Origin of the sequence: Nitrogeniibacter mangrovi (assembly GCF_010983895.1) — a bacterium.
Classification (GTDB): domain Bacteria; phylum Pseudomonadota; class Gammaproteobacteria; order Burkholderiales; family Rhodocyclaceae; genus Nitrogeniibacter; species Nitrogeniibacter mangrovi.
Genome location: NZ_CP048836.1, coordinates 2,183,862 through 2,196,134, shown reverse-complemented (window position 1 = coordinate 2,196,134; position 12,273 = coordinate 2,183,862). Strand labels below are relative to the sequence as shown.

Genomic DNA, 12,273 nt, shown 5'->3' with positions numbered 1-12,273 from the left:
GCGCGCGCTCCACGATCCGTGCGAGCTACCGCCGCAGGCTGTCGGTGCCCGAGCTGGCCGCCGAAGCAGGCATGAGCGTTCCCTCGTATCATGCGCATTTCAAGGCGTTGACCGGCAGCACGCCGATTCAGTATGTCAAGGCGATGCGGCTTCACGCAGCGCGCCTGATGATCGCGAGACGGAAGGGGCCGATCACCACCATCGCGGCCGAAGTCGGCTACGCGAGCGCGGCCCGGTTCAGTCGCGACTTCAGGCGCTACTTCCGCCGTAGCGCGACGGAAGGGGCCCGATGGATGCGCGAGCATCTGGGGGAGTTCGTTTGAGTGGGGCCGTTCGTTTCCTGAGCGCCTGCGGTCCGAGATCGTTCGCGCACCGAGCCGGCCGCGAGGCTCAATCGCGGCGCAATGGCTTCAGTGCCGCGGGCTCGCCCGCAAGCACGCCCAGATCGCCCGGATCGGGCGGCGCGCACGGTGTGGCCCCGAGTTGCTGCGCCAGCGGCGCGGCAGCGGGAGGCAGGTAGACGCGCAGTTCGCAGTGCAGGCGTCCCTCGGATTCATGGCGCATGAAAACGGCGGCCCCGGCGGGGCGGGACGGCCATTGCTCGAACAGCGACTGGATGCGGTCCACCGCGTCGCCGGCCAGCATGGCATCGCCAAGATTGAGGACGTACCAGGTCATCGTGTGGAGTCGTGAGTTGTTCCGATGCAAGAGACCATCATGCCACGGGCGGCGGTGCGCTGCGCCTGAGGGGGTGCGAAGGGAGGGGCGGCCATGCGCTCGGTGTTGATCTCGGGGCTGCTGGGTTGGGCGCGGCGGCGCCGGTATCCGACCTTGCTGCTCCTGACGGCGTGTCTGTTCGTGGTCGATGTGCTGCTGCCCGATCCCATTCCCTTGTTCGATGAGTTATTGCTTGGCCTCGCCACGCTGGTGCTGAGCGGGTGGACGCGCCGCGATCGCTGATCACGTCGAGCGCGTCGGCGTGCTGTCGGCCCCGGCCTCGCCCAGGGTGAAATAGAAGCACGCGCCTGCCTCGGGCTCGCCGGACGCCCACACGCGTCCGCCGTGGCGCTGAATGATCCGGGCGACGGTGGCCAGGCCGATGCCGGTGCCTTCGAAGTCGCGATCGGTATGCAGGCGCTGGAAGGCGCCGAACAGCTTGTCGGCATAACGCATGTCGAAGCCCGCGCCGTTGTCCTGAACGCAGAACACGATTTCGTCGTTTTCATTGAGCCGATCGAAGCGGATATGCGCGTGGTCCCGTTTGGCGGTGAACTTCCAGGCGTTGCCCAGCAGATTCTCGACCGCGATCTTGAGCAGCTTGGCGTCCGCCACCACGTTCAGGTCGCCCGCGATCTCCACGTCCACCTGGCGGTCGGGATGGCGCTGGGCGAGATCATCGACCACCGCGCGTGCGATCTCGCTCAGGTCGATGGGGGCACGTCGCAGGGGGCGACGCGAGACCCGGGACAGTTCGAGCAGATCGTCGATCAGCTCACTCATGCGCGCGACAGCGGCGAGCATGCGCTCGAACAGCGTATGCGCGTCCGCGCTGAAGGCGTCGCGGTAGTCGTCGCGGATGATGCGGGTGTAGCCGTCGATGGCGCGCAGCGGCGCGCGCAGATCGTGGGAGACGGAGTAGCTGAAGGCTTCGAGCTCCTTGACCGCGGCGGCGAGTTGGGCGGTGCGGTCCTGCACGCGCAGTTCGAGGTCGCGGTTGATGTTGCGCATCTTCTCCTCCGCCTTCCTGCGTTCGGAGATGTCGGTGGCGATGCACAGTAGCTGATCGGTGTCGTACAGGGTGACGCGTCGGGCCAGGAAATGGACCGGGATGGTGCGCCCCTCGGGATTGATCACCAGCGTCTCGGCCCACGCCGTACCCTCCTCGAAGGCCCGCTCCATGCGTTGGGCGATGACCGGGCGGTCTTCGGCGACGATCAGGTCCAGCGCGCTCAGGCGTCGCAGGTCGCGCAGCGAGACGCCGGCGAGGCGGGCGAAGAACTGGTTGATCATGGTCAGGGCGCCGTCGCGCTGCGCCACGCACAGGCCCACCGGCAGGCTGTCGACCAGCGTGCGGGAGAAGGCCAGCTCGTTGGTCAGCTGCATCTGCGCGCGTTTGCGCGCGGTGATGTCGCCGATGGAGCCGACCATGCGATAGGCCTGTCCGTGCTCGTCGCGCTGGGCCACACCGCGGGAGCGGAACCAGCGGTAGTCACCCGAGTCGGCGACGAGGCGGAATTCGAATTCGAAGTGATTGGTCTCGCCCTTCAGGTGCGCCACCATGCGCGCATAGTAGGTGTCCCGATCGTCCGGATGCAGGCGGCTGAGCCAGGCGTCGCTGGTGGTGCGGATGGCGTTGGGGGCTTCGCCGAGCAGGGCCATCAGGCGCGAGGAGAGGAACAGCTCCTTGGTCAGCGGGTTCCAGTCCCACAGCCCTTCGTTGGTGCCGCGCATCGCCAGCGCATAACGTGTTTCGCTCTCGCGCAGCTTGCGTTCGGCCTCGTACCGGGCGGTGTTGTCCTCGACGATGGCGACCCCGCCCATGACCTCGCCGTTGGCGCCGAAGGCCGGGGCGGTGCGGATCGACAGCCGCGTGAGCACCTCGTCGCCGGCGGTGCTGAAGGCGCCCTCGTAGCGTCCGGGCTGCCCCCGGAGGGCGGCCTGGATGGTGGGCAGGATCGACTGGTCGGTCAGCGCGGCCACGGAGGTGCCGATCAGGGCGTCGGGGCGGGTATGAAGGATCTCGGCGAAGCGGTTGTTCAGAAACGTGATGGTCTGCTGGCAGTCGAAGTGGAAGATGCCGACCGGGGAGCTTTCGACCAGGGTGCGATAGCGGGCCTCGCTCTCATGGAGCTTTTGCAGCGACTGGCGGGCCTGTCGTTCATCTCGCAGCACCACCACGGCGCCGAGCGGTGCCCGGTCTCCGGTCATCAGGATGGGGGCGACGCTGTCGGTGACGGGAATATGCTCGCCGGCCCTGTTCTCCAGATTGAGCGCCTCGCCGAGGCGGACCATGCGCCCGCCGTCGAGGACCCGGTCGATGGGGCAGGGCACCGGCTCGCCGGTGCCGGCGTCGCGCAGCTTCAGCACCTCGCTCAGTGGACGGCCCATCGCCTCGTCTTCGCGCCAGCCGGTCAGCGTCACCGCCTGCGGGTTGATGAGCGTGATCCGGCCGGCCGCGTCGGTGGAGATGACCCCGTCCCCGATCGAATGCAGCGTGACGCGCAGGTGTTCGCCGGCCATGCGGGTATCGGTCACCTCGAGGATGGCGCCGGTGATGTGGGTCATCGCGCCGTCCTCGTCGAGCAGGATACGCAGCGAGTCGCGGAACCACCGCACCCGCCCACCGGTATCGCGCAGGCGGTATTCCAGGTTGCAATCCACGTGGCCGGCCTCGGCGCGGTCCACCGCCTCGCGCACGTCGGCACGCAGGCGGATCAGGTCGGCGTCGGGAATGCGCTCGTGGATCCGGCGCACGCCGCCATCGGCCATCAGTTCATCGAGCGCGATGCCGGTGACCTGAGCCGCCACCGGCGAGATGTAGTCGTAGCCCTGGCGACGGTAGTCGAGTCGATAGAGCACATGGAAGTCGCAGCTGAGCGCCTCGTGCACGTTGGCCTCGAGTGCGGCGAGCGCCCGCGCCTGCCGCGCCTGCGCGGTCGCGTCGGTGGCGACGATTTCCCACCGTTCCGTCTCTGCGGCGAGCACCTGAAGGCACAGCGGGTGCCGCTCGGATTCGCCAGGGATGAGCACGGGGGAGGCGTCTGGGCGATCGACCAGATCGGTCAGTGTGGCCGCATCGAGGGCGTCGAGGCGGGCGGACGGGAGGTTTCTTGCCGCTGCGTTGAGCGCTTCGAATCGATAGACGCCGCCCTCGCGCGTCAGGCGCCAGCGCGGCAGGCGCTCCCGGGCCGCTCGCGTCGCGTCCGGCGTACGCAGCAGATAGGCGGTGACCAGCAGCGGCAGCAGGCCGGCGCCGAGGGCGAGCGCGTCGGGCGCCGTGAACTGCAGCGCCAGCCAGATCGCCCAGGCGGCAAAGAGCATCCAGCGACGTCTCGGAAGGTGTGGAGGCACCGTGTTGACCTTGTGTTTTTTGGGCGCAAGTTTAGCAGCCTGCCGGAGCGGTGGCGGGACGGCGGCGCGTGGGGTGCGGCAGGCTGCGCAACACGGATAGAATGCGGCATATCCACAGGAAACTTGAGTGATGCAGGACGCGGATTTCATGACGCATGCAATCGGTCTGGCGCAGCGCGCCGCCGAGCATGGCGAGGTGCCGGTCGGCGCCGTGGTGGTGCTGGACGGACAGATCGTCGGTGAGGGCTTCAACCAGCCGATCGGCCGCTCCGACCCGACCGCACACGCCGAGATCATGGCGCTGCGCGACGCCGCCAGCCGCCTGGACAACTATCGGCTTCCCGAATGCGAGCTGTTCGTGACCCTGGAGCCGTGCATGATGTGTACCGGCGCCATGTTCCATGCACGGATCAAGCGGGTGGTGTACGGCGCGCGCGATCCCAAGACCGGCGTGGCCGGCAGCGTGCTCGACCTGTACGACGTGCCGCTGCTCAATCATCACGCGACCATCGAGGGCGGCGTCCTCGGTGATGCCTGTGGCCGGCTGCTGTCGGCGTTCTTCGCGCGGCGCCGGGCGGCGGCGAAGGCCAAGGGATGATGCGCATCGTCGTGGACATCCCGGGGCAGTATCTCGACCTGGTCGGGGCCGACGGCAGCCGCATCCGGCGCTATCCGGTGTCCACCGCCCTGAACGGCCCCGGCGAGCGCAACGGCTCGGGGTGCACCCCGAGCGGCCGCCACGTGATCCGCGCGCGTATCGGCGCCGGCCAGCCGGCGTGCACGGTGTTCAAGGGGCGGCGTCCGACCGGCGAGCAGTGGTCCGAGGCCCTCGCCCGGGCGCAGCCGGCGCGGGACTGGATCCTGTCACGCATCCTCTGGCTGTCGGGCTTGGAGCCCGGCCGCAACCGGCTCGGCGACTGCGACTCCATGCGTCGCTACATCTACATCCATGGCACGCCGGACACCGAGCCCATGGGAGTGCCGCGCTCCCACGGCTGCATCCGCATGCGTATTGCCGACGTCGTCGAGCTGTTCGACCTGGTCGATGCCGGCACGCCGGTGGATATTCGCGCATGAGGGTGCATCTGGCCGACTGGGCCGCGGCGCAGCCTCGGGTGATGCCGCTGCGCATCGCGGTCTTCGTCGACGAGCAGGGCGTGCCCGCCGACATGGAGCGCGACGCGGACGATCCGCTCAGCCGTCACGCCTGGATCGACGCGGCCGACGGCACCGTCGTCGCCACCGGGCGGTTGCTGCCCGACGGGCACATCGGCCGGCTCGCGGTGCGCGCGGATCAACGCGGTCACGGACTCGGTTCCCGGGTGTTGCGGGCATTGATGGATACCGCGCGGGACCGCGGCCAGGGGGAGGTGGTGCTGCATGCGCAGCTGCAGGCGCTGCCGTTCTACACCCGCCACGGCTTTGTGCCGGTGGGCGAGCCCTTTATGGAAGCGGGGATTGCGCACCTGTGCATGCGCTGCCCGCTGGCCAGCACGGGATCGTGAAGGTCTCGTCGGTCAGGCCGTCCGCGTCGCCGTCGGCATTCCAGCGCTGTTCGAGGAAGCGGCACCGGCCGTCGCGGCCGACCAGCACCACGGTGGTACAGCGGGTCCCGTAGCCGGGGGCACGAATGAAGGCGCTGGAGAGCCGCCGCTCCCACGCCAGGGAGATGCCGGTGTGGGGCAGGGCGGCGTCGGGGGCGGGGCGATCGTCGCGCATCATGGCGACCAGCGGTTCGTGCGCGGGCAAGGTGTCCAGCGCGGCTGCCAGGCCCTCACGGGCGGCATGCAGTTTCGGCCAGTCGGTATCCAGCAGATGGTTGGACAGGCCGTGGACGCCCGGCGCGAGTCGGCGCACGCCATCGCCTTCGCTTTCCACCACGACCATGTCGCGCCCGTCGCAGGCGAGCAGGTTGAACGGGTTGTAGTCGCCTTTGCGCTGCGCGATGGCGCGGGCGGTGTCGTTCAGATCGGGGGCCTGCAGGGCCGCCAGCACCAGATGGCCGCGGCTCTCGGTGTCGGCGCGCACCCGGGCCGGATCGCGATAGTTGGTCACTGCGGCGAAGCGGCCCGTGCGAGTGACGCCCAGCCAGGTGCCGCCGGCGCTGAGGTCTCGGCCGGCGAGCAGATCGGGCGCCTCCGCCCACCACTGGGCCGCCGCGCTCGGGCGCTCGAAGTATTCATCCCGGTTGGCCACGACCACCAGCGGATACGCAGGGTGGACACGCCAGGCAAAGGCGATCAGGCACACGGCACGAAGCGCTCGATGTGGCGCTCGCCGGCCAGGCAGTGGAGCAGGCCGCTGTCGGCGAGCACCCGGTCCATGCGGGCGAGAAACTCGCTTTCGCTGGCCACGCCGCGATAGATCTCGAGCCAGGTGAGCGGGTCGTCTGCGCGCTGGCTCAGCGTTTCGGTCCGTTCGGCATCCACCGTCATGCGCTCGAGCACCGTGTGCGCGGCGGCGAGAGCCAGTTCGCGATGGGCGGCATCCACCTTGTAGTAGATGTAGATGTCGATCACGACACCGGTACGACGTCGAGCGGATAGGGCAGGGAGGCGAGGCGCAGGCGAGTGCCGTCGAGCGAACCGAGAAAGATCTGCCCCTCGTCGGCGGCCTGGATCTGCAGCACCGCCAGTGCCTCGATGCCGCCGTTGGGCGCCGGTGCCACGGTCACGAGTTTGCCGACGGCCTGATCGCCGAAGGCCGGTGCGAACAGCTCGTCACCGACGTGGGCCGGGGCGTTGCCCGGGCCGAGGAGCCGGTACATGCGCTTCTTGAGCTTGCCCAGGTACTGCGTGCGGGCGACGATCTCCTGGCCCGGATAGCACCCCTTCTTGAAGTTCACGCCGCCGATGATCTCGTAGTTGAGCATCTGGGCGACGAAGTCGTCCTGGGTGGCCTGGGTGATGAGCGGGATGCCGCATTGCACGTCGAGCCAGTGCCAGGCGGCCGTGCCGGCCGGACGTACGCCCTGCTCGCCCAGCCGCGCCCAGACCTCGGCGAGCTGTTCGGCCGGCAGGTCGACCAGCGCCCGACGGGCGTCCAGGCGCACCACCGAGATACCGTTGCGCTGGCTGCACTTCATCGGCGCCGCGGGTACCGGCAAACCGGCTTTGGCCAGGCACTCGGCCAGTGCATCGCAGGACACGCCGAGCAGCGCGCGCGCCTCGCCGCAATCCTGCAACGCCACCTTGCTGCGCAGCACGAACATGCGCAGCTTCTTGAGGATGCCCTCGTGTACGTCGGCTGCCATCACCAGCCGGTAGCCGCCGTCGGCGTGCCACAGCAGCATGCTGGCCAGCATGCGTCCCTTCGGGCTGTTGAAGCTGGTCCATTGCGCGGCGTCGTCGGGCAGTTTCCTGACGTCGTTGGAGAACAGGTTGTGCAGGAAGTCGGTGGCATCCTCGCCCTCGGCGGCGATGCCACGCAGGTGCACCAGCGGCACCATGATCGCGCCGCTGCGGGCCGCGGCCAGTTCGGCGGCGGTGTCAGCGGACTTGATGCTCAGCGCGTCGTGCTCGAGCCCGGCGGCGGCAAGTATCGAATTCCAGTATTCCATGTCGGTCCAGTCGGTCACACGTGAATGGGATGCGATATTATAAGCTCCCTGCGCGACGGCATCCTTCCGCCGCGTTTTTCGTTGCACTATCCGGCCTGCATGAAGAAACGGTTCCTGCTTCTCGCCCTGTTGTTGCCGATCTTGGTGCTCGGTGGTCTCGCCGGGGCGCTGGTCTGGTATGCCGATCAACCGCTCGCCGTCAGGGGCGATTCGGTCGAGGTCACCCTGCCGCGGGGTACGGCCATGCGTCAGGTGGCGCAGTTGGTCGTCGACGGTGGCGTCGCGGTCAACGCTTCCGCCCTGTACTGGATGGCGCGTCTTGGGGGGCACGCCGGGCGTATCAAGGCGGGCAGCTACGAGATCCACGACGGCGTAACCCCGCGTGAGCTGATCGACAAGTTCGTGCGCGGTGATGTGGTGCTGCGCTCGGTGGCGCTGATCGAAGGCTGGACCTTCCGCCAGGTGCGCGCCACCCTGGATGCCAATCCCGATCTGAGCCATGACTCGCGCGCGTTGAGCGATGCCGAGATCCTGCGCCGTATCGGCGCCGAAGAGACGCAGCCGGAAGGGCTGTTCTTTCCCGACACCTACCGCTTCCATCAGGGCGAATCGGATCTGGACGTGCTCCAGCGCGCCTACGCGCAGATGCACGCCCATCTCGAGCACGCCTGGGCCAATCGGGCGGATGATCTGCCCTTCAAGTCACCCTACGAGGCGCTGACGCTCGCGTCGATCGTGGAGAAGGAAACCGGCAAGGTGGACGATCGGCCGCTGATCGCCTCGGTGTTCGTCAATCGTCTGCGCGCGGGGATGCTGCTGCAGACCGACCCGACGATCATCTACGGCCTGGGCGAGCGCTTCGACGGCAACTTGCGCAAACGCGATCTCATGCGCGACTCGCCCTACAACACCTACACCCGTCCCGGCCTGCCGCCGACGCCGATCGCGATGCCGGGGCTTGCGGCGCTCAAGGCGGTGCTCAATCCGCCCGAATCCCGCTTCTACTACTTCGTCGCGCGGGGTGACGGGTCGTCGCATTTCTCGCGCTCGCTGGCGGAGCACAACCGCGCCGTGCGCGAGTATCAGCTCAAGTGACCACGGCGAAATTCATCACCTTCGAAGGCATCGACGGCGCCGGCAAGAGCAGCCAGATCGCCCGTTGCGGCGCCTGGTTGCAGGCGCGGGGCATCGACTTCGTGCACACACGCGAACCCGGCGGCACGCCGCTGGGAGAAAAGCTGCGCGAATTGCTGCTGCACGAGGACATGCACCTGGAGACCGAGGCCATGCTCATGTTCGCCGCCCGGCGCGAGCATCTGGCCGCGCTGATCGAGCCGGCACTGGCGCGCGGGACCTGGGTGGTCTCCGACCGCTTCTCCGACGCCACCTTCGCCTACCAGGTGGGCGGACGTGGTCTCGATGCGGACAAGTTCCGCCGCCTCGAGCAGTGGGTCCATCCCGACCGTCAGCCCGATCTGACCTTCCTGTTCGACCTCGATCCGGCCATTGCCGCACAGCGCCTCGCCGGCACCGGTCAGGCTCCCGACCGTTTCGAACGCGAGCAGGCCGATTTCTTTGCCCGGGTGCGCGCCGCCTACCTGGCGCGCGCCACGGCCGACCCGACACGCTTCTGCGTGATCGACGCCACCGGCACGCCCGAGGCCATCGGCGCCCGGCTGGAGGACACGCTGCGGGAGCGGTTCGGCTCATGATCCTGCCCTGGCAACAGCGCCTCTGGCGGCAGGTGGTCGATGGCGAGGCGCGCCGCGCCCACGCGCTGCTGCTGAACGGTCCACCGGGGCAGGGCAAGCGGGCCTTCGCCGAGGCCTACGCGGCCCGGGTGCTGTGCACGAGCCCGGATGGCGAGGGCTTCGCCTGCGGCCAGTGCGAGGGGTGCCGGTTGCGGCTGTCCGGCAATCACCCCGATCTGCTGCGGGTGGTGCCGGAGGCCCATCTGCCCGAGGCCGAGCAGTCGGGCGGCAAGACCAAGCCGTCCACCCAGATCCTCGTCGAGCAGATCCGTGAGCTCAGGGAAAAGCTGAGCGTGACCACGCACCAGTCCGGCGCGCGGGTGATTCTCGTCGACCCGGCCGAGGCGATGAACCTCAACACCGCCAACGCCTTGTTGAAGCTGCTCGAAGAGCCGCCCCCGGGCAGCCTGTTCCTGCTGGTCAGCTCCGCGCCACGGCGCCTGTTGCCCACCATTCGCAGCCGTTGCCAGCAATGGAGCTTTGCGCGTCCGGACGCGGCCCAGGCGCGCGCCTGGCTCATGGACGCGGCGGGGCCCGACGCCGATCCGCTGCTCGCCCTGAGCGGCGGCATGCCGGTGGCCGCGGCACGTCTGGCCGCCCATCAGGGGGCGGCCCTGCGCGAGCGCTTCGTGCGTGACATCGCCACTGTGCCGGGCGCCGACCCGGTCATGCTTGCGGGGGACTGGGACGCCTGGCTGCGCGCCAAGGCGGCGGTCGAGGCCGGCTTCGAGCTGCCCGTCCTCATCGACTGGATGCTGCGTTGGGTGTGGGATCTGGCGGCGACGGGGCTGGGCGCCCCGGCGCGCTATTTTCCCGATCAGGACGCCGCGCGCGCCCGTCTGATCGCCGGTGTCGCCGGTTCGCAACTGCTCGACTGTTACAATGATGTCGTCCAGATTCACCGCGTGGCCAGTCATCCGCTCAATGCGCGCCTCGTGCTCGAAGACATGCTGCTTCGCTATGCGCGAGCCTTGCGCCCGGCTCAAGTCCGCACGTCTGCGGGGCGTTAACGCTCAGGCGCGGCGGTGTCGCCGCGATCCGAATCCAGCGCCGAACCTCACTTCGGGAGACCGAGATGAACAAACCCGCGGCCGGGGCTCGCCCCGGCGTCCTGTCGCTCAACATCAACTCCAAGTCCGCGCTCTACGCGGCCTACATGCCGTTCATCACCCATGGCGGCATCTTCGTGCCCACCAATCGTGACTACAAGCTCGGCGACGAGGTGTTCATGCTCTTGCAGCTCATGGATGATCCGACCAAGCACGCGGTGGCCGGCAAGGTGATCTGGGTGACCCCGGGTGGTGCGCAGGGTGGCAAGACCCAGGGCGTGGGTGTGCAGTTTTCCGATGACGATGCGAGCAAGGTGCTGCGCGGTCGCATCGAGACCATCCTGGCCGGTCATCTGGGTTCCAACCGTCCTACCCACACCCTGTAAACGTCATGTTTGTCGATAGCCACTGCCATCTCGATTTTCCCGAACTGGTCGAACGCAAGGACGACGTCCTGGCGCGTATGGCCGAGAACGGCGTAGAAGCCGCCCTGTGCGTCAGCGTCACCCTGGAAGCCTTCCCGAACGTGCTGGCGTTGGCCCACGCCCACCCGCATCTGTACGCCTCGGTTGGTGTGCATCCGGACAACGCGGAGTGCGAGGAGCCCGATGTGGCGCGGCTGGTGTCGCTGGCGGCGGATCCACGCGTGGTGGCCATCGGCGAGACCGGGCTCGACTACTACTGGCACAAGGATCGGCCGGAGTGGCAACGGGAGCGCTTCCGTACCCACATCCGGGCGGCGCGAGAGTGCGACAAACCGCTGATCATCCACACCCGTGAGGCGGCGGCCGACACGCTCCGGCTGATGCGCGAGGAGGGTGCGTCGCAGCCCGGTGGCGTCATGCACTGCTTCACCGAAAGCCTCGAGGTGGCCGAGGCCGCGCTCGAACTGGGCTTCTACATCTCCTTTTCGGGCATCGTCACCTTCAAGAACGCCAAGGCGCTCAAGGAGGTGGCCCGGGCGGTGCCGATGGAGCGCATGCTCATCGAGACCGATTCGCCGTATCTCGCGCCGGTACCCCATCGCGGCAAGACGAATGAACCCGGCTTCGTCAAACATGTCGCAGAACACATTGCCGAGTTGCGTGACATGGCCGTCGAGGACGTCGCCCGGCAAACCAGCGATAACTTCAGAAAATTATTTAAAATCGAGTCATAACAACATGAAAAAATTGAGTTTTGTGGTCGCGCTCGTGGCGTTTTTTCTGGTCGTTCCGCGGCTCGCCATGGCCGAGGCCTACGACGACTCGATCAACGCCGCGCGCATGGGCGACGTCGCCACGCTCAAGACCTTGCTGGACAAAGGCCTGCTCGCCGACACGGTGGATGCGAACGGCAACACGCTGCTGATGCTTGCCGCCCGCGAGGGCAATGCCGACGTGGTCCGTCTGCTGCTCGAGCGCGGCGCCAAGGTGGGCTACCAGAACCCCACCGGCGATACGGCGCTGGCCGTGGCCGCGCTGGAAGGGCACAAGGCCGTCGTCGATCAGCTGCTGGCCGCGGGTGCCCCGATCGGCAACAGCGGCTGGACGCCCTTCATCTACGCGGCCTTCAACGGCCATCTGGACATCGTCAAGACGCTCGCCGAGCGTGGGGCGATCATCGATCAGCGCGCGCCCAACCAGTCCACCGCGCTCATGCTCGCGGCGCGCAACGGCCATCTCGAGGTCGTCCGCTATCTGCTCGGCAAGGGCGCGGATGCGACCCTCGCGAACGACCAGGGACGCACCGCGCGCAGTTGGGCGCTGGAGAAGGGCAACACCGACATCGCGGCGCTGATCGACGCCAACCTCAAGGCGCGCGGCATCCAGCCCAAGCCGCTGACCATCGAGATCAACTGACC

The 12,273-nt window shown here is 68.2% G+C and carries 16 protein-coding genes; 11 read left to right on the top strand and 5 right to left on the bottom strand.

Annotated elements, in window-relative coordinates; all coding sequences use genetic code 11:
- Window positions 1–44: 44 nt before the first annotated feature.
- Window positions 45–323 carry a helix-turn-helix transcriptional regulator gene (locus G3580_RS10080; protein ID WP_217424464.1) on the top strand — a complete coding sequence of 93 codons (279 nt, stop codon included), beginning with the start codon at window positions 45–47 and terminating at the stop codon, window positions 321–323.
- A gap of 67 nt (window positions 324–390) precedes the next feature.
- On the opposite strand, the gene G3580_RS10075 is transcribed toward G3580_RS10080, so the two are convergent.
- Complete coding sequence (locus G3580_RS10075; RefSeq protein WP_173765151.1) at window positions 391–678, bottom strand: hypothetical protein; 288 nt, start codon at window positions 676–678, stop codon at window positions 391–393.
- Between the two features lie 93 nt (window positions 679–771).
- Between G3580_RS10075 and G3580_RS10070 the strand changes: the two genes are divergently transcribed.
- The gene (locus G3580_RS10070; protein ID WP_173765149.1) at window positions 772–960 is read left to right on the top strand and encodes a DUF6116 family protein; all 189 of its coding nucleotides are present in this window, start codon (window positions 772–774) and stop codon (window positions 958–960) included.
- Here G3580_RS10070 and G3580_RS10065 read toward each other — a convergent pair whose 3' ends face one another.
- The gene (locus G3580_RS10065) at window positions 961–4,041 is read right to left on the bottom strand and encodes a PAS domain S-box protein (RefSeq protein WP_173765148.1); all 3,081 of its coding nucleotides are present in this window, start codon (window positions 4,039–4,041) and stop codon (window positions 961–963) included. It lies immediately after the preceding gene.
- A 160-nt stretch (window positions 4,042–4,201) separates the two neighbouring features.
- Between G3580_RS10065 and tadA the strand changes: the two genes are divergently transcribed.
- The 3 genes from tadA to G3580_RS10050 are packed head-to-tail and all read left to right on the top strand — an operon-like array spanning window position 4,202 to window position 5,576.
- The gene (gene tadA, locus G3580_RS10060) at window positions 4,202–4,669 is read left to right on the top strand and encodes a tRNA adenosine(34) deaminase TadA (protein WP_173768762.1); all 468 of its coding nucleotides are present in this window, start codon (window positions 4,202–4,204) and stop codon (window positions 4,667–4,669) included.
- Complete coding sequence (locus tag G3580_RS10055) at window positions 4,669–5,148, top strand: L,D-transpeptidase (RefSeq protein WP_173768763.1); 480 nt, start codon at window positions 4,669–4,671, stop codon at window positions 5,146–5,148. Before tadA ends, G3580_RS10055 begins: the two co-directional genes overlap by 1 nt.
- Complete coding sequence (locus G3580_RS10050) at window positions 5,145–5,576, top strand: GNAT family N-acetyltransferase (RefSeq protein ID WP_173765146.1); 432 nt, start codon at window positions 5,145–5,147, stop codon at window positions 5,574–5,576. Before G3580_RS10055 ends, G3580_RS10050 begins: the two co-directional genes overlap by 4 nt.
- On the opposite strand, the gene G3580_RS10045 is transcribed toward G3580_RS10050, so the two are convergent.
- Genes G3580_RS10045 through ygfZ form a run of 3 tightly spaced genes read right to left on the bottom strand, consistent with a single transcriptional unit; the run spans window position 5,515 to window position 7,630 of the window.
- Window positions 5,515–6,321 carry an NRDE family protein gene (locus G3580_RS10045; RefSeq protein WP_173765144.1) on the bottom strand — a complete coding sequence of 269 codons (807 nt, stop codon included), beginning with the start codon at window positions 6,319–6,321 and terminating at the stop codon, window positions 5,515–5,517. The two genes, G3580_RS10050 and G3580_RS10045, sit on opposite strands and share 62 nt — an antisense overlap.
- Window positions 6,312–6,590 (bottom strand): DUF4936 family protein, encoded by a 279-nt coding sequence (locus tag G3580_RS10040; protein ID WP_173765142.1) that lies wholly within the window; start codon window positions 6,588–6,590, stop codon window positions 6,312–6,314. Before G3580_RS10040 ends, G3580_RS10045 begins: the two co-directional genes overlap by 10 nt.
- Entirely contained in the window at window positions 6,587–7,630 is a 1,044-nt protein-coding gene (gene ygfZ, locus G3580_RS10035; protein WP_173765140.1) for a CAF17-like 4Fe-4S cluster assembly/insertion protein YgfZ, read from the bottom strand. The genes G3580_RS10040 and ygfZ overlap by 4 nt, the downstream gene beginning before the upstream one ends.
- A gap of 99 nt (window positions 7,631–7,729) precedes the next feature.
- On the opposite strand from ygfZ, the gene mltG reads away from it, so the two are divergent.
- From mltG to G3580_RS10005, 6 genes are all read left to right on the top strand, one after another.
- Window positions 7,730–8,725, top strand: a complete 996-nt coding sequence (gene mltG / locus G3580_RS10030; RefSeq protein ID WP_173765137.1) for an endolytic transglycosylase MltG — start codon at window positions 7,730–7,732, stop codon at window positions 8,723–8,725.
- Window positions 8,722–9,342 carry a dTMP kinase gene (tmk, locus tag G3580_RS10025; RefSeq protein WP_173765135.1) on the top strand — a complete coding sequence of 207 codons (621 nt, stop codon included), beginning with the start codon at window positions 8,722–8,724 and terminating at the stop codon, window positions 9,340–9,342. The genes mltG and tmk overlap by 4 nt, the downstream gene beginning before the upstream one ends.
- Window positions 9,339–10,391: a DNA polymerase III subunit delta' gene (holB, locus tag G3580_RS10020; protein ID WP_173765133.1), complete on the top strand. Its 1,053-nt coding sequence runs from the start codon at window positions 9,339–9,341 to the stop codon at window positions 10,389–10,391. The genes tmk and holB overlap by 4 nt, the downstream gene beginning before the upstream one ends.
- A 65-nt stretch (window positions 10,392–10,456) precedes the next feature.
- Window positions 10,457–10,816 (top strand): PilZ domain-containing protein, encoded by a 360-nt coding sequence (locus G3580_RS10015; RefSeq protein ID WP_173765131.1) that lies wholly within the window; start codon window positions 10,457–10,459, stop codon window positions 10,814–10,816.
- Window positions 10,817–10,821: 5 nt separating this feature from the next.
- A complete protein-coding gene (locus tag G3580_RS10010; RefSeq protein ID WP_173765129.1) occupies window positions 10,822–11,589 on the top strand; it encodes a TatD family hydrolase in 768 nt (255 codons plus the stop codon).
- Window positions 11,590–11,593: 4 nt separating this feature from the next.
- Entirely contained in the window at window positions 11,594–12,271 is a 678-nt protein-coding gene (locus G3580_RS10005; protein WP_173765127.1) for an ankyrin repeat domain-containing protein, read from the top strand.
- Window positions 12,272–12,273: the final 2 nt, after the last annotated feature.